Annotated in this window: 14 protein-coding genes; 11 read left to right on the forward strand and 3 right to left on the reverse strand. The window is 58.7% G+C overall.

The features are described from left to right. Positions 1-378: 378 nt before the first annotated feature. Both ETAA8_RS20465 and ETAA8_RS20470 read right to left on the reverse strand, forming a co-directional pair. Entirely contained in the window at positions 379-912 is a 534-nt protein-coding gene (locus ETAA8_RS20465) for a HEAT repeat domain-containing protein (protein WP_145092578.1), read from the reverse strand. A gap of 191 nt (positions 913-1,103) precedes the next feature. Further along, positions 1,104-1,946 (reverse strand): hypothetical protein, encoded by an 843-nt coding sequence (locus ETAA8_RS20470; protein ID WP_145092581.1) that lies wholly within the window; start codon positions 1,944-1,946, stop codon positions 1,104-1,106. Between the two features lie 345 nt (positions 1,947-2,291). On the opposite strand from ETAA8_RS20470, the gene ETAA8_RS20475 reads away from it, so the two are divergent. The 6 genes from ETAA8_RS20475 (at position 2,292) to ETAA8_RS20500 (ending at position 7,583) form a co-directional block, all read left to right on the forward strand. Continuing rightward, entirely contained in the window at positions 2,292-3,230 is a 939-nt protein-coding gene (locus ETAA8_RS20475; protein WP_145092584.1) for a hypothetical protein, read from the forward strand. A gap of 1 nt (position 3,231) precedes the next feature. After that, positions 3,232-3,921, forward strand: coding sequence for an SDR family oxidoreductase (locus ETAA8_RS20480; protein ID WP_145092587.1), 690 nt, complete (start codon positions 3,232-3,234; stop codon positions 3,919-3,921). A gap of 129 nt (positions 3,922-4,050) precedes the next feature. Beyond that, positions 4,051-5,097 carry a flotillin-like protein FloA gene (gene floA / locus ETAA8_RS20485; protein WP_145092590.1) on the forward strand — a complete coding sequence of 349 codons (1,047 nt, stop codon included), beginning with the start codon at positions 4,051-4,053 and terminating at the stop codon, positions 5,095-5,097. A gap of 9 nt (positions 5,098-5,106) precedes the next feature. Then, the gene (locus ETAA8_RS20490; RefSeq protein WP_145092594.1) at positions 5,107-5,616 is read left to right on the forward strand and encodes a hypothetical protein; all 510 of its coding nucleotides are present in this window, start codon (positions 5,107-5,109) and stop codon (positions 5,614-5,616) included. Positions 5,617-5,662: 46 nt separating this feature from the next. Continuing rightward, entirely contained in the window at positions 5,663-6,580 is a 918-nt protein-coding gene (locus ETAA8_RS20495; protein ID WP_145092597.1) for an NAD(P)-dependent oxidoreductase, read from the forward strand. Positions 6,581-6,662: 82 nt separating this feature from the next. Beyond that, positions 6,663-7,583 (forward strand): formylglycine-generating enzyme family protein, encoded by a 921-nt coding sequence (locus tag ETAA8_RS20500; RefSeq protein WP_145092599.1) that lies wholly within the window; start codon positions 6,663-6,665, stop codon positions 7,581-7,583. Between the two features lie 23 nt (positions 7,584-7,606). Here ETAA8_RS20500 and ETAA8_RS20505 read toward each other — a convergent pair whose 3' ends face one another. Continuing rightward, positions 7,607-10,171, reverse strand: a complete 2,565-nt coding sequence (locus tag ETAA8_RS20505; RefSeq protein ID WP_145092602.1) for a M1 family aminopeptidase — start codon at positions 10,169-10,171, stop codon at positions 7,607-7,609. A 220-nt stretch (positions 10,172-10,391) separates the two neighbouring features. Between ETAA8_RS20505 and ETAA8_RS20510 the strand changes: the two genes are divergently transcribed. From ETAA8_RS20510 to ETAA8_RS20530, 5 genes are all read left to right on the forward strand, one after another. Beyond that, the gene (locus tag ETAA8_RS20510; RefSeq protein ID WP_145092605.1) at positions 10,392-11,654 is read left to right on the forward strand and encodes a hypothetical protein; all 1,263 of its coding nucleotides are present in this window, start codon (positions 10,392-10,394) and stop codon (positions 11,652-11,654) included. A gap of 68 nt (positions 11,655-11,722) precedes the next feature. After that, entirely contained in the window at positions 11,723-12,955 is a 1,233-nt protein-coding gene (locus ETAA8_RS20515; RefSeq protein WP_145092607.1) for a hypothetical protein, read from the forward strand. Between the two features lie 126 nt (positions 12,956-13,081). Beyond that, the gene (locus ETAA8_RS20520) at positions 13,082-14,980 is read left to right on the forward strand and encodes a flagellar basal body P-ring protein FlgI (RefSeq protein ID WP_202921133.1); all 1,899 of its coding nucleotides are present in this window, start codon (positions 13,082-13,084) and stop codon (positions 14,978-14,980) included. A 42-nt stretch (positions 14,981-15,022) separates the two neighbouring features. Further along, positions 15,023-18,739, forward strand: a complete 3,717-nt coding sequence (gene smc / locus ETAA8_RS20525) for a chromosome segregation protein SMC (protein WP_145092613.1) — start codon at positions 15,023-15,025, stop codon at positions 18,737-18,739. 40 nt (positions 18,740-18,779) lie between these two features. Next, positions 18,780-19,457, forward strand: a complete 678-nt coding sequence (locus ETAA8_RS20530; protein WP_145092616.1) for a Uma2 family endonuclease — start codon at positions 18,780-18,782, stop codon at positions 19,455-19,457. The last annotated feature ends 5 nt before the right edge of the window (positions 19,458-19,462 follow it).

The raw sequence follows: 19,462 nt of genomic DNA on the forward strand, positions 1-19,462 counted from the left end.
TCGTTGAACAGTCGAATTCAGGAAGGTTTACGTCGCCAGGCAGCAATCACAGTCTCAACGCAACATTTAACCGGAAAATGAGTTGCGGCGATTACATTCGCCATCGCGGCGACCGAAACAGCCTGTTCAACGCACAATGCTGAACAGTCCTCTTTCAGGGGGCTGTGCAGTGCGGAGCACTGCACGTTTTTTAAGTGCCCAGGCCCGTTCAATTCCAGTAAGTTCGAGCGAAAGTTTGCCCGCGCAATCATGACTGAGGCTCCAGGCGAAAGAGAGAAATTGTTTCCCCCATTCAACCACCAGCCTTTGACACGTCTGGTCACGGCGCGCGTGGGCTCGCGAGAAAAAGAAGCGGTGCGAAAAGTAGCCTGTGCCGTGTTATTTGCCGGCGATGGCATCGAGCGCGAAAGTCGCCGCATCGCGCACGTTGGCGTTCTCGTCCTTCTCGGCCAGAACCTCCAAGCGGTCGCGCGCTGCGGCAGACTCTTTGCCAAGCTGGCCGAGGGCAAACACGGCAGCTGCGCGGACCTGCCAATCTTGGTGGTCGAGCGCTTTCAACAGCGCGGGGACAGCTTCGGGCCCTTGTTTGCACAGCGCGACGGCTGCTGCTTGGCGTTCGTCGGGAATGGCCAGCTTCGCGACCAGTTCAGCCACGCTAAGGACTGGCAGCGGCGGTGTTACGTCTGTGGTTGTGGGTGGCGGAGCTTTTTCGGGGAGTTTTTCGGGTGACGTTGCTAGTCCATCGATCGCCGGTTGGGCGGGTGCATCTGACAAGGGATTGTCGGGAGCTGCGGTCGAATCGTTCGTAGGGAGTGGCTGAGCCGGTACGTTCACGGGCTGCGAAACGCCACATCCCAGGGCCATGCCGAGAATCGCCGCGCTCGCCAGCAGACCGAACCATGATAACTTCATCCGTCCACCTTTCTTCTGCCCGCACACCCGTAACCGGCACTCGTTATAGCTGCGACGACGGAAACCGGGCAATCGTTTTCGCAATTTCACCCAAGAAACGAACAAAGCCGGTCGGGTCAGACCGGCTTTGCGTGTTGTCAATTCGTGATGAGATTCAAAGCGACGAGGCAGGTGGCACAACAGCCTCGCGGCTACTTCAAACTCCAAGGGATGTAGCGGTTGAGCATTTCGCGGCGAGCACTTTTGGCGTCATCGGCCAGCGGTGCAGCGTTGTCGTCGGCGGCAGGAGTGGGAACACTTTCGGGGCTGCTCATGTCGCCGACCGGTGCAGCACAGCCACACGACAGGTCGCCGTCGCAAGCGTTGCACAGATTGGCAAACCAACCGCGATGCTTGCCGCTGAACAGACCATGACCATGGCCACAGCCTGTGCCGCAAGCGTCACCGCAGGAGCTGCAACTATTGCCGCAGCTCAAGCCGGTGTAGCGATGGCGTCCTGAATGCAGGAAGCAGCCGTGGCACGAGCGGGCAACTCCGCAGCCACTATCGCAACTTGCAGCCGAACCGGTGTCGCATGTCGCACACCCGCTCGTCGCAATTCCACAACTCCCTCGCAAATGACAATGGCGATGGCCGTGGCCGTGGCAGCGGTGCGGTCGCTGACAGTAACCATTCCACAGATGATCGACGCAAGGGGGAGTGTAATCGCAACTTCCTGGGCCAAAGACATAGCCCGTGTACTGGTGCTCATGATTCCACGAGGTTTGCGAGATCATGGCTCCGTCGCCAATCACTTCGCGCGGGCTGTTCATGCCCACACCAGCGTGCCCGGTAATAGCCGGGGCCAAGGCAGGTGCAGTAGGTGCCGCCGTCTCTTGTCGCATGCTGTTCACCCAAGCATGAGCTGCGGGGAACACAGGGGTGCGGGCAGCACTGCTGCGCACCTGGGGGTTGGACCACGGCTCGGCAGCATGGCCGGCCAGGCCCGCCACAGCAACCAGCGCGGTTGCCGAGGCTAAAATCCATGACTTCATATCGGATCCTCCTTCAAGGCTGAAACTGCCGAAGGCACTGCGGGTGGGACAACTGCGTTTCAATCGGTGGGTAAACGCGGCAGTGCGACAGCAGCAAGACTCCACTGCTGAACAATGCGCGGCGTTTGACTGCACTGCAAACTGGCTGGCCAACTTTCTCACGATTTTCTCAGCCTTTGCTAGCTGAGATGCACGCGGCGAAAACTTTGCCTGCTACGGTAAGTTGAAGGTCTGAACGCGATCCGCTCGCCGCGCCGGTTAGCAGGCGCGATGATGCAGCTCGGGCAATTTGCGACCTCTCGACGGTCCCTTCGCAGCGCAGTTCTATCTTCTATACTCGGCAACATGGACCTTGCAGCTCTTGCCACGAATGACAATCAAACCGCTTACGTGGCCGCGACCGTAGTGTTCGCGGCAACCTTGCCGGCTGCGGTAATTCTGCTGCGCTCTTTTCACGCCTTACGCGGGACCACGCTTGTCATTCCCTGGGCTTGGGCGCTCGGCAGTGGCGCGCTCGTCGCAACGACTTGCCTGTTTGCGGCGCTCACTCCGCCGTCGCTCCGGCCGAGCAGTTTCGCCGCCATCCAATTCGTTGCGGCTTGCGGCACACTCTGCCCGCTAGTCGCGCTGATTGGTGCCAAACGTCCGCAGCACAGCGCCTGGAGTTTTGTCGTGCTGTCGCTGTGGGGTGTGCTGGCACTGCCGGCGGCTGAGGTTATCTTTTTGCAGCCCGGCCAACGCTTAGAAATCAACGCCTTCCGCAGCTGGTTCCTGGTCGGGCTGTTGTTTGCCGAAGTCATTAATTTTGTCGCCACGCGCTACACCATTGCCACCTTGCTGCTCGTTAGCGGGCAAGCGATTTGGTTACTCGATTACTTGCCACTCATTTCACGAACTCTTTTGCCCGTCTGGCTCATCGCGCAGCCGGAAATCGCGGGACTCGCACTGGTTGCTTGTTCAATCGTCGCTGCCTGGCTGGCGGCGAGTCGTCAGCCGGTGGGTGGCGCGTACGATCGACTGTGGTTCGACTTCCGCGACTCATTTGGGCTCTTCTGGGCGCTGCGATTAAGCGAACGCGTCAGTGCCGTAGCGCTGCAAGAGAACTGGAACTTCGATCTGGGCTGGAATGGCTTTCGCACCAAGACCGACTTCGCGCCGCTCGGCGAACTTCCCACGGAGATCGATCGCCCGTTGCAGCACAACTTGCAAGGACTGTTGCGGCGATTCGTCTCGCCCGAGTGGATCGCCGCCCGCTTGAATCGATCTACTACAGCAAAGGAATGATATGGCTCCTGCTCGTCGCATTGTGCTCACCGGTGCTACTCGCGGACTTGGTCGCGCGCTGGCGGACAAGTTTATTGCCGCGGGGCATACGGTTATCGGTTGCGGCCGCTCGGAGGGGGAGATCACGAAACTACAACAGCAGTTTGGTTCGCCTCATCGCTTCGACGTGCTCGATGTGAGCAGCGAACCGGACGTCCGCCGTTGGGCCGAAAGCGTACTGGCGAATAGTGACGCGCCCGACCTGCTAATCAACAACGCGGCGACCATCAATCCCAATGCACCACTGTGGGAAGTGGAGCCCGCCGATTTTGACCGCGTGATCGATGTCAACATCAATGGAGTCTTCTACGTGCTGCGGCATTTGGTCCCCGCCATGGTGCAGCAGCGCAAGGGGGTCATTGTGAACCTCAGCTCGGGTTGGGGAAGATCGACATCGCCCGATGTGGCAACGTACTGTGCGACCAAGTACGCCATCGAAGGCCTCACGCTGGCGCTGGCCCAGGAACTGCCGCGCGGCATGGCTGCGGTGCCGCTCAATCCGGGTGTGATCAATACCGAACTGCTGCGAAGCTGTTTTGGTGGCTCGGCAGGCAGTTATCCCACACCGCACGAATGGGCCCGTCAGGCCGCGCCGTATATCCTGGCCCTCGGCCCGCGCGATAACGGTCAGTCCCGCACCGTGCCCGGCTGATTCGCCAAGGGCCAGTTTGCCAAAAGATGTAAATAGCCGCTGGGCAACTTCCTCCGACCGCTGCACGAGCCGCGCGAAGTGGTTATGATAAGCGACGAATGAATTCCGTCCCCCTTGTTGAGGGCTACCATGTTTCTACTCGCTCAAGAAGAATTTCCCTGGGGTGCAGCCGCGGCACTCGTCGGCCTCGCCGTCGTGGCGGTCATCTTGCTGGTGATTGTCGCTATTTTCGCGAACTTCTTCCGCCTGTGGATTCAGTCGTTCCTGACCGGTGCCGGCATTTCGCTACTCGACTTGATCGGTATGACGTTCCGCAAGGTGAATAAAGACGTCATCGTCAAATCAAAAATCATGTGCGTACAGGCCGGCCTGCCCGATGAAATCTCGGGCAAGGCGCTCGAAGCCCATTATCTTTCCGGCGGCAACGTTCCTCTCGTCATTCGCGCACTCATTGCCGCCAACAAAGCCAAGATCATTCGCCTCAGCTATCGCGAAGCAACTGCCATCGACTTGGCTGGCCGCAATGTGCTGGAAGCTGTCCAGACCAGCGTCTATCCCAAGGTCATCGATTGCCCAGCTAAAGGTTCCGGCAAAGAGTTTTTGGAAGCGGTTGCCGCCAACGGCATTCAGTTGCGGGTGCGAGCACGCGTGACGGTGCGGGCCAACCTGCAACAGCTGATTGGTGGTGCCACCGAAGAAACGATCATCGCCCGCGTGGGCGAGGGGATCGTGTCCGCCATCGGCTCGGCCGAAGATCACATGGAAGTGCTTGAAAACCCCGACCGGATTTCGAAAGCCGTGCTCGCCCGTCGGCTCGATTCGCAAACGGCGTTTGAGATTGTCTCCGTCGATATCGCCGATATCGACGTCGGCGAAAACATTGGTGCCCGCGTGCGGGCTGACCAGGCCGAAGCCGATACGCGTGTGGCCCGGGCCCGGGCCGAAGGTCGTCGGGCAATGGCCGTTGCCGCCGAGCAGGAACAGATCGCGCGGATTGAAGAATCGCGCGCCAAGCTTGTGCAAGCCGAAGCGGAAGTTCCCAAGGCCATGGCTGCGGCCTTCAACTCCGGCAAACTCGGCATTCTCGAATATTACAAGATGCGAAACCTGGTCGCCGATACCGATATGCGACGGGGCATTGCCACTTCCAGTGGTTTGGCCGGCAAGACGGGGTAGGGGTGAACCATGCGTGACGAAGTAGAAGAATTTCTTCGCCGGGCTGCCCAGCGCCGGGCGCAGGCCGAAGCCAAGCGTCGCGGCGAATTGCAGCAAGCTGCGCAGCCCCAACAACCTCGTCCTGCGCCCATCGATCGCGCGCCGCTTCGAACCCAACAGTCGGCCATTGAACTCGAACCAGTGGTCGAAATCATCGAGGCCGAAGAGGCACCGACGCAAGACCGATTCTCAGCTTCGGTTCAGAAGAATATGCGAGGCTCGGCCGAAATTTCGCGGCATGCCAGCAACCTTGGTGCTGAGGTCGATCTGGCCGACGACAAACTCGAAGCCCGCCTGCATCAAACGTTCGATCACAAACTGGGTGCATTGAAAGATACGACAACTGCAGCCAAAGTAATCGTCGCCGGCGGCACAGCGGGGGCGTTTAGCGTGACGGAGATGCTTGCCAGTCCGCAAAACATTCGCAATGCAATCATCTTGAACGAAATCTTTGCCCGGCCCGAACACCGCTGGGAATAGCGTCTTCATTCCACAACATTGAGTCCTCGCGCAGGAGAGTTTTCTTATGGCAGTTTCGCGTATTGTTCCCGGGCAAACCCGGTTGGGCTGGATCGGCACCGGCGTGATGGGTTCGAGCATGTGCTCGCATCTGATCGCCCGCGGTTTTCAAATGACCGTTTCGACCCGTTCGCGCAGCAAAGCTCAGCCGCTGCTCGACCGCGGCGCGACCTGGGCGAGTACTCCCCGCGATGTCGCCGCCCGCAGCGACGTGGTCTTTGCCATTGTCGGTTTTCCTCGCGATGTGCGGGAAGTGTTTCTGGGGACCGAAGGGGCGCTCGCCGGTTCGAAGCCCGGGAACATTCTCGTCGATATGACCACGAGCGAACCTTCGCTGGCCGTCGAGATTTATGACGCGGCCAAAGCCCGCGGGTGTTACTCTGTCGACGCACCGGTTTCGGGCGGCGATGTTGGTGCCAAGGAAGCTCGGCTGTCGATCATGATTGGTGGCGATCGCGACGTGGTCGAGGCGCTGCATCCTTGCTGGGAAACGATGGGCAAGACCATCATTCACCAAGGTGCTGCCGGTGCTGGTCAACACACCAAGGCCGTCAATCAAACGTTGATCGCCTCGAACATGGTCGGCGTTTGCGAAGCGCTCCTCTACGCGTACAAAGCGGGGCTCGATCTCAACACCGTGCTGCAATCGGTCGCTCCGGGAGCAGCGGGAAGTTGGTCGTTGTCGAATCTGGGACCGCGGATCATTGCCAACAATTTCGACCCCGGCTTCTTTGTCGAACACTTCATCAAAGACATGGGCATCGCCCTCGACGAAGCCAATCGCATGGGGCTCGCCTTGCCCGGTCTGGCACTCGCGCGGCAATTGTATGTGGCGCTCAAGGCGCAAGGTCACGGCCGCGATGGCACGCATGCTTTGATGCTCGCGCTCGGCCAACTCAGCGGCGTCGAATGGCGTCGGCGATAGGCACCTGGCAATCCAATGCTTGCCGCGGCGATCCCATCGTTTTTGCCGCGGCAATTGTCCCCTCTCCAGGGAAAGCTCTGTCATGTCCCGTACACTCACGCTGCTCACGCTCCTTGTATTTTTCAGTTCGGTCAGCAGCGCGGAGCCTGCTGCCAAGCCCGAAGTCGTGACCAATACACTCGGCATGAAGCTGGTGAAGATTGCAGCGGGCGAATTCACAATGGGTTCGCCAGAGTCTGAAGAGGGGCACACCGATGTGGAGGTGCAACGAAAGGTGCGAATCACCAGGCCGTTCTACCTCGGTCAGCATGAAGTAACGGTGGGCCAGTTTCGCAAGTTTGTGACGGAAACGGGCTATCGCACGACTCTCGAGCGTGAAGAGAAGCCCGGCTTCGGCTTCGACGCAGAACTTGGCGCAATCGAGATTCTCCCCAAGTTCACGTGGAAGAATACGGGCTTTGGCACCGACGAACACCCTGTTGTGAACCTCAGCTGGGACGATGCGCAGGCCTTCTGCAAATGGCTCAGCGAGAAGGAAAAGCAGACTTATCAGTTGCCGACCGAAGCGCAGTGGGAATATGCTTGCCGCGCAGGAACCAAAACACGTTACTCCACGGGGGAGTCCGAAGAATCGCTACTCGGCTTTGCGAACCTATCGGACGCAGCCTTTCAAGCTAAGTACGCGAACGCAACTTGGAGCGGCGAGTGGAATGACGGTCATGCGTTTTCGGCACCGGTCGGCAGCTTGAAGCCCAATGCTTGGGGTCTGTACGACATGCACGGCAATGCCTGGGAGTGGTGCAGCGACTGGTATGCCAGCGACTATCACAAGGTTTCACCTGTGGACGACCCCGCCGGTCCTAAGACGGGCGAGAAACACATTGTTCGTGGCGGTGCATTTACTAATCGCCTCCGTTTCGTTCGCTCGGCCGATCGGAACGCCAACAAGCCCGGCTATCGCTATAACTTCACGGGCTTTCGAGTTGTCAAAGTGATGGAGTAGTTGCTCGCTGCAGACAGGCCCGATTACTTCTTCTCTTCCAACTTCTTCAGCCGTTCTTCCAATTGCAGGTTTTGTTTCCGCAGACGCTCGACTTCTTTCAACAGAGCTTCGGTTCCCTGCTGCTTCTCGCGAATCTTGGCAATCGATTCGTCGATCGAGCGGATCATCCGCGGCATGACCTCCTGACCGCGGCGCGCTTCGAGCGTGGCGATGGAAGTGGCATCGGCCACTTGAGTGACGGCTTCCAGAGCCGAGCGGCGAACATTTTGCCGCTTGTTGCCCAGTTGATCGTGCAACAACTTGAGCGTGGCAGCATCGCCAGACTTGAGGCGGGCGAGCGCTCCGATGATCGCCACGCGCCGCTCAGGTGCCGTCGTCGTTTCGAGCATCTTGGTCAATGAATCCGCCACCGTCGTATCGCCCTGCGCCGCCAGGGCTTCGACCGCGGCCTTCAGGATCACTTCGCGATGGCTGGGCTGCTCGCAAGCTTTCAGGAGCAATTCGCGACTGCCGCTCTTGTCGATGGCGGCCAGCGATTTCAAGGCTTCGGCAACTGCGTAGTACGACTGATCGCTGTCGATAGCCTTGCGAAGTGCTGTCTTCGAATCATCATGTGAGAACTTCGCCAGCGCTTGCAGGGCTTCGCGGCGAACGAACGACTTTTCATCGCTGCACGCTTGAATCAACTTGGCGCGGGTCGCGTCGCCCGGAAATTTCTTCAGCCCTTTCACTGCTTCTTGCCGCACTGCCCAAAACTTATCGTCTGTAGTGGCTGCCGAAAGCCCAGCCTGAGCATCTTTGTCTTCTTCCATGGCGGCGAGTGCTCTTACCGCCTGCACACGGCACATCAGGTATTCGCTATTCGTCAATTGATCGAGGAGTTCGTCTTTTCCTTTTTCCGCCGTCAGTTTTTTCAGGATCCAGTCGCGCGGATCGAAGCAGACTCGCGTGGGCCGCTCGGGCGAATCGAAGTGAAAGGTCTCTTCGGCTTTGCTGAGCGTAACTCGGCGAATGCGCGAGGCCTGGCCGCTGGCAATTTCAATTTCGGCAGATGTGCGAAAGAGAGGCGTGATCTCGTCGACCTTTTGCGTCTGCTTGATCGTGATGCGAACCTGCTTGGCGGCTGCGTCGTAGTCCCAAGAGACGTTGAACTCAGGATGTCCTCCCTTGTAGGCCCATTGATCGAAGAACCAGTTCATTCCCTGGCCGGTGGCTTCTTCCACGGCAATGCGCAGGTCTGCAGTCTCGACGGTGCGAAACTGATTGACCTCGCAATAACGGCGAATGGCCTTCCAAAACATTTCGTCTCCCAACTCGAACCGCAACATGTGCAACACGCGGCCCCCCTTGGGATAGGAGTGTCCATCGAACATGTTCTCCGGTGAGTTGTAGCGGTAGTTGACGATCGAGCGGCGATAGCGCGCATCTTCGTTTTGATAGTTGGCTGCTTCTTCGGCCCGTTGCCAGGTCGCCTCGTCCCCACCTTTATCGTGCTCGGTCCAGAGCGTGGCGAAGTACGTGGCAAAACTCTCGTTTAACCAGAGTTCGCCCCAGTCCTTACAAGTGAGCAGATCGCCCCACCACTGGTGGGCCAGTTCGTGGGCAACGAGGTTGTCGCTCGAAACATCCAGGTGCGCCCGCGCGTCGTGCAACGTATCGAGATTGAGCGTGGTAGCGGAAGTATGCTCCATGCCGCCCCAAGCGTACTCGTCGACGCAAATCTGGGCATACTTCGGCCAAGGATAGCGATAGCCAATTTTCTGGGTGAAGTACTTCAGCATAGCGGGCGTTTTTTCAAAGCTCCGTTTCGCATCCGGCAGCCTGCCGCGCGGCACGTACGAAACAACGGGAATGCCGTCCCAGGTTTCTTCCAGCGTTTCGAATTCACCAGCTACGACCGACATCAGATACGGCACGTGCGAACGAGCTTGAGTCCAGTGCCAGGTCGTTTGTTCGCCAGCGACAGGTGTCTTGCTGGTCAGTGTGCCATTCGAGAGGACGACGTACTTGCTGGGAACAGTCGCGATGATCTCGCTAGTGATGCGATCGCCAGGGGCATCGATGCAAGGAAGCCAATACCGGGCATATTCAGGTTCGCACTGCGTCCAGACCATCCGCAGGTGAGCTTCTTCACTTTGATCGGGTTCGACGAAATGGACGCCATGCTTCGGCCGCGTGATCGAGTAATCGATCTCCAGCGTGAGCGCGGTCCCGGCGGGGCATTCTTCCGGCAAGTCGATCGTCAGCTGGTGGTTTTTGTGCGTGTGCTTGAGTCTAACGGGTGCTTGCGACTCGGTGCCGCTGCGGCTGAGCAGCATCACATTGCCGATTTTCATATCGGCCGCATCGAGCTGAATGCTGCTCGTGGGGCGAAAGAGTTCGAGTTGGTGTCGGGCTTTACCGTTGACCGCCTGCTTGTCGAAGTCGAACTTCAACTCCAGCCGGATGTGCTGCTGATCGACGTCGCGCGAACGGAGCGACTTCGGCGGCGCTGTGAATGGCCCCGGTCGAGCTTGTCCATAAGCCAGCGAGTAATCCGCTAGCAACAGTCCCGCGATGAGAAGTAAGCCCTGAATTGAATGCCGCATAAGTGTATCGATCTTCGTTCACAAGCAGGTGGGAATTCACGCTTCACGAGGTATCTACCAGCCTAAATGGCGACTCGCTCGCTTGATAGCAGGCCGCTCGTCGGTTTTTCGGTCCGCGAACTTGAGGAAATCGGCTGCTGATCTTGACGATTTTGACAGGCACTGATATTTCCCCGCTTGCTTCTCAGAGTTTTCGGTCTCTCCAGGATTGCCGCTCACAGTGCCACGTTTGGCTCTTACCATCGTCGTTTGCCTTGCGGCGTTTTTCGCCGCGCGGTCTGCGCATGCGCAAGGCTCCGTGCAATTCCCTCGCGGCGGCATGCTGCCGAGCAGCAATTTTCCCACCGCCCCAACGATCAGTGTGCCTCCATCCAGTTACGGCGCGGTCCCTAGCTTTCCCACCGGTCCCACTGCTGGCCCAAGTCCCTATGGCACCGCCATTGGTACGACTCCACCGGGTACGTTTGGTCCACCCCTGGCGTTCGATCCTTACTCGCCCAACGGTCAAGCCGCGGCGCAGTTCTGGGGAGGTTCTCAGCCTCCCGCGTTTCCGAATTCTGCTTTGCCGCCCAACGGGGCTGCCGCTCCTTATGGCTCGCAATGGGCACCTCCCGTGGCCAATCAGCCGCAGGGGCAGTACCTGTTTCCTAATGGCTTCAACGATCCCAACGGCGGAACAGCTAACCTGTACGAAAGCCTGCGCCTGGTGCACGACGTCCGCTTTCGGCAAACCTATCTGGCCGGCGGCGACGACGGCAATGACCTGGGAATCACCGATTCGGAAGTCAGCGTGTCGTTCGCCTTTCCGAACTTTTTGACGACGGGCCAGCCGCTGTTCATCACGCCCGCATTTGCCATTCACTGCTGGGATGGACCGAAAGACGGCATTCACAACCTGCCCGGTTCCGCTTACAGCGCGTATCTCGATTTTCAGTATGCGACCGACCCGAATTTGCAAATCGGTGCCGAGCTGGGCTTTCGCGCGGGCGTCTATACCGACTTCGAAACCCTCACGAGCGATAGTTTGCGGTTTCAAGGTCTCGCCTTGGGGCTGGTGCGATTGACGCCAACCATGACGGCCAAGCTGGGAGTGATGTACATCGATCGCAACGACATCAAACTGTTGCCGGCCGGTGGTCTGCTTTGGCAGCCGAATCCGCAGTTGCGGGTGGATCTGTTTTTCCCGCAGCCGCGCATTTCGCAATACATTTCGACCGTCGGCACTTACGAAGTCTGGTGGTACCTGGCGGGCGAATACGGCGGTGGTGCTTGGACGGTGCAGCCAATCTCGGGTGACCCCGTAAATCGAATCGATATCAACGACATGCGAGCTTCGTTTGGACTCGAATGGAGCAGCCCACGTGGCTTGAACGGCTTCGCCGAAATCGGCTACGTCTTCGAACGCGAACTCATGTATGTAGAACTGAATCAAACACTCGATCTGTCCGACACTTGGATGGCCCGGGCTGGCTTCTCGTTCTAAGGCCTGAGACCAGGCTTGATTCGTCCGCACCTAACCTTCCTGCCGTATGCAGAAAACCGATCAACCGCATGAAAATAGTCGCGCATTGCCGCTGGCTCCTCGCTCGCATCTGTCAGATGCTGCGCGCGAATGCCATCGGCAGTCTGCTGGGCTGGGGAGTGCTTGGTTGGTGTGGCACCGCGACCGCGCAGCATGAAGTGGGGCGCTATCCGCAATCTGGGGTCGCCGGCGGATACCTGTCGATTCAGACTCAGCCCCGTTCGTTCACGCAGCCCAGCTACCTTTCAGAGGAGCATTATCCCGGCGGGATTCGGCTCGCTTCAGAATACGAACAACCCGAGCGTTTACCACAGCCGAGCGCAGAATTATTGCAGCCCGTCAGCCCTGGTGCGGGCTACGTCGTGCCCGAGGGAATGGAGTTCGAAGAAGGAACCTACGACCCGCTCAATTTGCCCGAGGCCGCTGTCGTGGGGGGGACCGAGTACAACATCGATGGAACGCAGAAGTTAAGTCCCTATAAGAGCGGCTTCTTTCAGAAGCTATTCCTCTCGGCTGCCTGGCTCGGCGATGGTAACGATCCGACCGATTTGGGAATCACCGAAATTGAAACGGGGGTCACGGTAGCGCTTCCCGCGCCGATTCGCGACTGGCCGCTGTTCATTACGCCCGGTTACAACATGTACCTCATTTCCGACCCTGGCGGCACGCGCGACTTACCCCCGCGTTTAAACACCGCATATCTCGATCTCACCTGGGCTCCCCTTTTTTTTCAACATCACCGCCTGCTCTTGTCGGTGGCCCCGAGCGTTTACTCCGATTTCGAAGCGCCCGCGTCCGATGGCTTTCGTGTTACCGGCAAGGCAATTTATGCTTGGGACTACGTGCCGGATCGCTTGCAGTTCGTGGCTGGCGTCCTTTACCTCAATCGCGATAACATCCGCGTGCTGCCGGCGGGTGGTGCCATCTGGAAGCCGACGCCGTATTTCAATTTCGAGTTGATATTTCCGAAGCCCAAGCTTGCGACGCGCGTGAATGTAGGTACCGGCTATGAAGACTGGGTGTTTGTGACCGCAGAGTTTGGTGGCAACACCTGGTCGATCCTGCGGGACGACGGCACGCCCGACAATGTTACGTGGCAGGACTATCGCCTGATGGGTGGTTACGAACGCCGCGTCGACGGTGGCGGTGGCTATCGACTGGAAGTGGGCTACGTCTTCGGCCGGAAGTTAGAATATTCTTCCGGCATTGGCAACTTCGACCCGCATAGCACGTTCATCATTCGGGGCGGCATTACGTTCTAATCGCGACGTGCGAGTAGTCACTTCGCTCTTGACCGTGTAGCTCACATCCGGTACCGTCCGCCACCCAATGGGGATTGCCTCGCGCACGATGCGCTTCGGTATCACAGCTAGCAAATGAGGGTCGGCATGACGCCGCACACTGCTCGCCAGTCGCTCTACAATCGCCGCGCCTTCCTGGCTGCCAGCCTTGGCAGCTTGGGGCTCGGTGCCATTTCTGGCTGCGCCAATCCGCTCTTTCGTGGTCAATCGCCCGAAGTGGATTTGCCGGTTGAAGAAATCAAAGAGCGCAAGCTTGTTGGCGACTTCACGCGCCCTTGGGGCTTGAACTGGATCAAGGTCGAATCGGTCGCTCTCGTTACCGGGCTCGATAACACCGGCAGCGATCCACCTCCTTCCGAACAACGGCGACTGCTGATTGCCGAAATGCAATCGCACGAAGTGCCGAACGCCGACAAAATTCTGGCTTCGCCCGCGACGTCGATGGTCATCGTCCGGGGCTATTTGCCACCCGGTGTGCAAAAAGGCGATGCCTTCGATATTGAAGTCCGCACGCCCAAGAACAGTGAGACCACCAGCTTGTATGGCGGTTGGCTGATGCAGACTCGCCTGCGCCGTATGGAAGTCCTGGGGGGCGTGATTCGCACCGGCGATGTCGATGGTATCGGTCGCGGCAACGTGCTCATTAACGGTGTGATCACTGGCGAAAACGACAAGGTGAGCAAAGCGCGCGGGCGCGTGCTCGGTGGCGGTCTGGCCCTCGAATCGCGGCCTCTCGGGCTGATGCTCAGGCGCGAAGACGCTTCGATTCGCATTAGCACGCTGATTGGCAAAGCGATCAACACGCGCTTCAACACGATGGATCACGGGCAGAAGAAAGGTGTCGCCAAGCCGATGCGCGACAATTTCCTTGAGCTCGTTGTTTCGTCGCGATACAAGCACAATTTGGGGCGTTACCTGCGCGTTGTCCGCAATATCGTGTTGCAAGAGTCGGCGCTCGAAAAAACCGAACGGTTGCAAACTCTGGGTCGTAAAATCCAAGAACCCTCAGCAGCACCGCTGGCAGCCCTGCAGTTAGAAGCCATCGGTCGCGAAGGTGTCGATACGCTGAAGGCCGGCCTGACGAACAGCGATCCGGAAGTTCGCTTTTACGCCGCTGAGGCACTGGCTTATCTGGATGAAGCCGATGCCGCCGCGCCATTGGAACTGGCCGCGCGCGAATCGTCGGCCTTCCGCTGGCACGCACTGACCGCGCTGGCCTCGATGAATCAGCCCACCGCGTACGACGCGCTGAGCAATTTGCTTCACGCGCCAAGCATGGAAACCCGCTACGGTGCCTTCCGCGCGCTCCGGTTGTATAACGCGGCCGACCCAGCGACGAAGGGGGAACTGCTCGAAGGGAAGTTCTACTATCACCTGGTGAGCACGACCGCTGAACCACTCGTCCACGTAACCCGCAGCAAACATCCGGAAGTGGTCCTCTTCGGTCATGAGCAGGCAATCAAGCCGCCGCAGTTTCTCAATTGCGGAAAGGCGATTCTCGTGAAGGGGCAGGCAGACGGTCAGATTAAGGTTTGCTGTTTCAAGCCATCGCTTCCGACTGGCGAAAGTCAGGATGTGACGGAATATTGCCCGCCGCTGCTCGATCAGTTGATTCGGACTGTCGTGCGCATGGGTGCCAGCTATGCCGACGTCGTTTCGATGCTCAAGGAAGCGCAAAAGCAGAATCTGCTGACTGCCCGGTTCGCTGTCGAGGCGCTCCCCGAGCCAGGCCGCAAGTATTATCGCGATGCCCACGACCCCACCGACCAGCCGCCAGCCGAAATGGTGGCCGAAGGGGATGAAACGGCAACTTCGGTCAGCAATACGGGCGTCGCGACGCCGGAACCGGAGCTCTATATCGACCGGCTGAGCCAGGACACCGAAAGCGACCGTGAGGAGTCCGTCGACCAAACGTACATTGCGCCGGAATATCTCAAGAAACAACCCGGCGTTTTGGATAAACTGAATCCATTCTCGGGCAAGTAGTTGCCCGCCCGCTCGTAACCCGTTTGTCGTGTTCGTCATCCCATGCTCAAAGCGTTGGAAGTATTCGGCTTCAAAAGTTTCGCCGATCGTACGCGCTTCGAGTTTCCCCAGGGGATTACGGTGGTTGTCGGGCCGAATGGCTCGGGCAAGTCGAATGTTGTCGATGCCGTCAAATGGGTTCTCGGCGAACAATCGGCCAAGAGCTTGCGCGGCAAGGACATGGCCGACGTCATCTTCAAAGGCTCTGGCGGGGCCACAGGGCGTCGTCCGCTCAACACGGCCGAAGCGACGCTGATCTTCGACAACACCGAGCGGCGTCTGCCGATCGATGCGCCCGAGGTGCATATCACGCGGCGAGTGTTTCGGGGCGGCGAAGGCGAGTATCTCATCAATCGCCAGCCCGCGCGGCTCAAAGACATCAAGGACATGTTTCGCGGTACCGGCGTGGGTGCCGATGCGTATAGCATTATCGAGCAAGGCCGCGTCGATAAGTTGCTCAATGCGTCGTCGAAAGATCGCCGCGCGATCTTCGAAGAAGCGGCTGGCATCAGTCGTTTCAAAGCCAAAAAGGTGGAAGCTCAGCGACGGCTGGAGCGGGTCGATCAGAATCTGCTCCGCCTGACCGATATTGTCGAAGAAGTCGAAAACCGCCTGAAGACCGTGCGGAATCAGGCCGTCAAAGCCCGCCGCTATCGCGAACACACCGAGCGCTTGCAGCAGTTGCGTACGCAAGTCGCCATGACCGACTGGCGGCGACTCACGGAAAAGCTGCGGGGCATCGAGCAGGATATCTTCGAGCGGCGTGAGCAATCGGAGACTGCTGCTGCCACGGCCGAACGACTTGAAGCTTCAATTCTGGAGTGCGACACTTCGCTAGCCGTTCGCACCGAAGAGATGCGGGCCGCGGATAATCGACTGGCCGCCAATCGAGAACAGATCTCGCTGCAAGAAGCGACCATTCGCGATCAGCGCGCTCGGAGTCAGGAACTGGCAGACGAAGCGGAGCAACATCGCCGCAATCTGGCCGCCATGCAGGAGCGAGCGGGCGACCTGGTCGAACGGCTGAAGCAGACCGAGGCCGAGTTTCATGCCGCGGAACTCAGCCATGCCGTGGTCGAAGAGCAGGCGACGACGCACGAGCAGCAAGCCGCCACACTAGCCGATTCGCACCGCCAGTTACACGAGCAAACCGAAGCTGCCCGCCGCGACTATTTGAGTCACGTGCAGTCTGCGGCCACGGTTCAAACCCAACTCAGCGGCCGGCAAACGACCTGGCAACAAGCGGCGACCCAAATCGACCTGCTCGCGCGACAGACCGAAGACTTGCTCGCTGCAGCTCAGTTGCTCGATGTGGAACTCGAGCAAGTGCGCCTTCGCGAACAGGCTTTTCAGCAAGAGCTAGATACCCAGCATCGTCAGTTGGAGGCGGCCCAGCTTGAATTGGCCGACAATCGTCGACTGCATACATCGCGGACGCACGATGTCGCTCAACTCGTCGGCCGACATCACGCCACCGAAGATCGTATTTCGGTACTCGAAGAGCTCGAGCGGAACTTCGAAGGTTTCGGTAGCGGCGTGCGCGAGATTCTGGATGCGGCCGTGGATGCCACCGCAGCGCCCTGGGCGAAGGTGAAGGGGATCGTCGCCGACTTGATTCAAACCGAACTACAGCACGCCACCGTCATTGACGCCGCCCTCGGTGAATCTGCTCAGCATGTGGTGCTGGAGTGTTCGAGCGAACAGGCCGCCGCAGTGCTGAAGCGAGCTCAGCAGGCTTCCAGCCGTGTAACGTTGCAGTTCACGAGCGAAGGAACTGATGCTGCGCCTTTGGCGAAGCATGCTTGGGAAACGGATCCAGCGATTCTCTCGCGACTCGATCGCTTGGTGACTTTTCCCCCAGCAGCCAAAGACCTGGCCGAACGGCTACTGGGGCAGACTTGGCTGGTGAAGAGTTTGGCCGATGCATTGCGCCTGGCCGCAATGGCCGCCCCTCATTGCCGATTTGTGACTAGCGATGGTGAAATTGCTGCCGCCGATGGAACGGTGACAGCTGGTGCACGACAGGCGGCGGCGAGCCTTGTTTCTCGTCGCAGTCAACTGCGTCACCTCAAAGACGACCTGTTGGTAATTCACGAGCAGATCACCAACGCCCAGCGCGAAACCGATCATCTGCGCGGCCTGGTCGAACTGCAGGACGAAGATGTCCGCAAGCTGGTGCTTGCCCGCTCAAACGCCAATGAGGGGCTGGCTGCCGAGCGCCAACGACTGGGGCAGTTGCAAGAGAGACTCGAACAGAATGAGCGCGAGCGCCAACAGGGAACCGCGCAGCGTAGCGAGTTAGTCGCGCAGCAAACACAATTGCAAAGCGAGATCGCCGCGTTTGAGAAACAACTCGCCACGCACAAGTCGGCCATCGACGCTTACCAACAAACGGGCGAAGCTCAGCAACAACAGCTGCTGCGACTCGAACTCGACCGACAAGAAGCGTCTCGCCTGGCAACGGCTGCTCGCGTTGCCTTGGCTCGCAGCGAACAGAGATTGGAAGGCTTAAAGCACCGGTTGACGCAATTCGTCGACGATCAGGCTGAACGTGAACGGGCCGTCGCGCAAGTCGAACAACAGCTGCAGTCGTGTACCAGCCGGCATCAGGCCGCCGAGCAGACGATTGTCTCGGTGACCGCTGCCGTGGGCACGCTGTATGACCAAAAGCAACTGCTCGAAGCCGACGCTGTCAAGCTGCGTGAAGCGCAGGCTGCCGCTCAATCGCAGCGACAACAACAGGCTGAAGAGTTGCAAAGCCTGCGCAAGGATGTGCGCAAGCTGGAAGAACAGTTACATCAATTGGAGTTGGGTGCCACGCAAGTCGGGCAGGAACGGACAACGCTCGCCGACCGGATGCGCGAGGACTACAACATCGACTTGTCCGGTGCAGACCAGGAGACTTCGGCCGAAGAAGAACTGGCCCGCGTGGAAGTCGAAGCCGAAATCGAATCGCTCCGCCGCAAGATTAATCAGATCGGAGCCGTGAATCTCGACGCGCTCGATGAACTCGACGATCTCGAATCTCGCTTCGGCACACTTTCTGGCCAGCATAAGGATTTGACCGAGGCCAAGCAGGCTTTGGAGCGGATCATCGTCAAGATCAACGCCGATAGCCGACGACTGTTCCTCGATACGCTCGAAGCAATCCGCGTCAATTTCCAGGCGCTCTATCGCAAGGCCTTCGGCGGCGGCAAGGCAGACATCATCCTGGAAGAAGGGGTTGATGTGCTGGAATGCGGCGTCGAGATTATCGCGACTCCGCCAGGCAAACCTTCGTTCAACAATTCGTTACTCTCGGGCGGCGAAAAGGCCCTCACGGCGGTCTCGTTGCTGCTGGCAATCTTTCAGTTTCGCCCCAGCCCGTTCTGCATTCTCGACGAAGTCGACGCGCCCTTCGACGAAGCGAACATCGGCCGGTTCATCGACGTGCTTAAGGACTTTCTCGGCTGGACGCGATTTGTCGTCGTTACGCACAGCAAGAAAACGATGACTGCTGGCAACACGCTTTACGGCGTGACGATGCAAGAATCCGGCGTTTCGAAACGTGTCTCTGTCCGCTTTGAAGACGTCAGCGAGGATGGCGAAATTCGCCGCGAAGCCATCGAACGCTCTGCCGCTCAAGAGCGTGCCTCCCGCGCTGCCATTGCTGCCGAAGCTGCTGCCGACGACGAACTCGATGCCGACAATCTGCCCGCTGCAGAAGAAGATGCGGCGTAGGTTGCTTCGTGCCGGGCAGTTCTGCAACTAGAGCTTCGTTTTGTTACTGCGTACAATAGAGGCAGTAGGTTTAGAACACAAACGAGTCTTTGCTATGTCACTTTTGGTATCGACCGACACCTCGCTTGAGCCGCTGATGCCGCCATATCCGGTGCAGCGTTTCACGGTAGAGCAGTACCTTGAGATTGCCGCCGCAGAAGTCCTTGGTGACGAACGAGTGGAGCTCCTCGAAGGTTGGATCGTTCCCAAAATGGTCAGAAACTCGTTGCACGATGGAACGGTCGACTTAATCGAGCAACTCCTCCATAAGTTGCTGGCCGACGGGTGGTATGCCCGCAGTCAGAAGGCACTCGTCTCAGAGGACAGCGTTCCTGAACCCGACGTCGCCATTGTTCGGGGCACACCGCGGGACTATTTTTCAAAGCACCCGCAAGGATCGGACGTTGCAGTGGCCATTGAGGTCGCCGTTTCTTCGATCAATCGTGATCGTCGCAAAGCGAGTATCTATGCACGAGCTGGCGTAGCGGCGTATTGGATTGTGAATCTGCAAGATCGATGTGTGGAAGTATTCGATTCTCTTCTCTCGAACGATGGCAAGGCACAATACAGTCGGCAACGAGTGCTGAAAGATGAAGAGCGGCTCGAAATTACACTCGACGGAAGAGAATGCAGCCTTACTTGCAACCAAGTTTTGCCTGAGCCTGTATCCGGTTCTTAAATGGT

Origin of the sequence: Anatilimnocola aggregata (assembly GCF_007747655.1) — a bacterium.
Lineage (GTDB): Bacteria > Planctomycetota > Planctomycetia > Pirellulales > Pirellulaceae > Anatilimnocola > Anatilimnocola aggregata.

Excerpts from the sequence above, each read along its gene's own strand:
- ETAA8_RS20480 (WP_145092587.1), top strand. The coding sequence starts at position 3,232 with ATGGCTCCTGCTCGTCGCATTGTGCTCACCGGTGCTACTCGCGGACTT.
- ETAA8_RS20505 (WP_145092602.1), bottom strand. The coding sequence starts at position 10,171 with ATGCGGCATTCAATTCAGGGCTTACTTCTCATCGCGGGACTGTTGCTA.
- ETAA8_RS20495 (WP_145092597.1), top strand. The coding sequence starts at position 5,663 with ATGGCAGTTTCGCGTATTGTTCCCGGGCAAACCCGGTTGGGCTGGATC.
- ETAA8_RS20475 (WP_145092584.1), top strand. The coding sequence starts at position 2,292 with ATGGACCTTGCAGCTCTTGCCACGAATGACAATCAAACCGCTTACGTG.
- ETAA8_RS20520 (WP_202921133.1), top strand. The coding sequence starts at position 13,082 with ATGACGCCGCACACTGCTCGCCAGTCGCTCTACAATCGCCGCGCCTTC.
- ETAA8_RS20490 (WP_145092594.1), top strand. The coding sequence starts at position 5,107 with ATGCGTGACGAAGTAGAAGAATTTCTTCGCCGGGCTGCCCAGCGCCGG.
- floA (WP_145092590.1), top strand. The coding sequence starts at position 4,051 with ATGTTTCTACTCGCTCAAGAAGAATTTCCCTGGGGTGCAGCCGCGGCA.
- smc (WP_145092613.1), top strand. The coding sequence starts at position 15,023 with ATGCTCAAAGCGTTGGAAGTATTCGGCTTCAAAAGTTTCGCCGATCGT.
- ETAA8_RS20470 (WP_145092581.1), bottom strand. The coding sequence starts at position 1,946 with ATGAAGTCATGGATTTTAGCCTCGGCAACCGCGCTGGTTGCTGTGGCG.
- ETAA8_RS20500 (WP_145092599.1), top strand. The coding sequence starts at position 6,663 with ATGTCCCGTACACTCACGCTGCTCACGCTCCTTGTATTTTTCAGTTCG.
- ETAA8_RS20515 (WP_145092607.1), top strand. The coding sequence starts at position 11,723 with ATGAAAATAGTCGCGCATTGCCGCTGGCTCCTCGCTCGCATCTGTCAG.
- ETAA8_RS20465 (WP_145092578.1), bottom strand. The coding sequence starts at position 912 with ATGAAGTTATCATGGTTCGGTCTGCTGGCGAGCGCGGCGATTCTCGGC.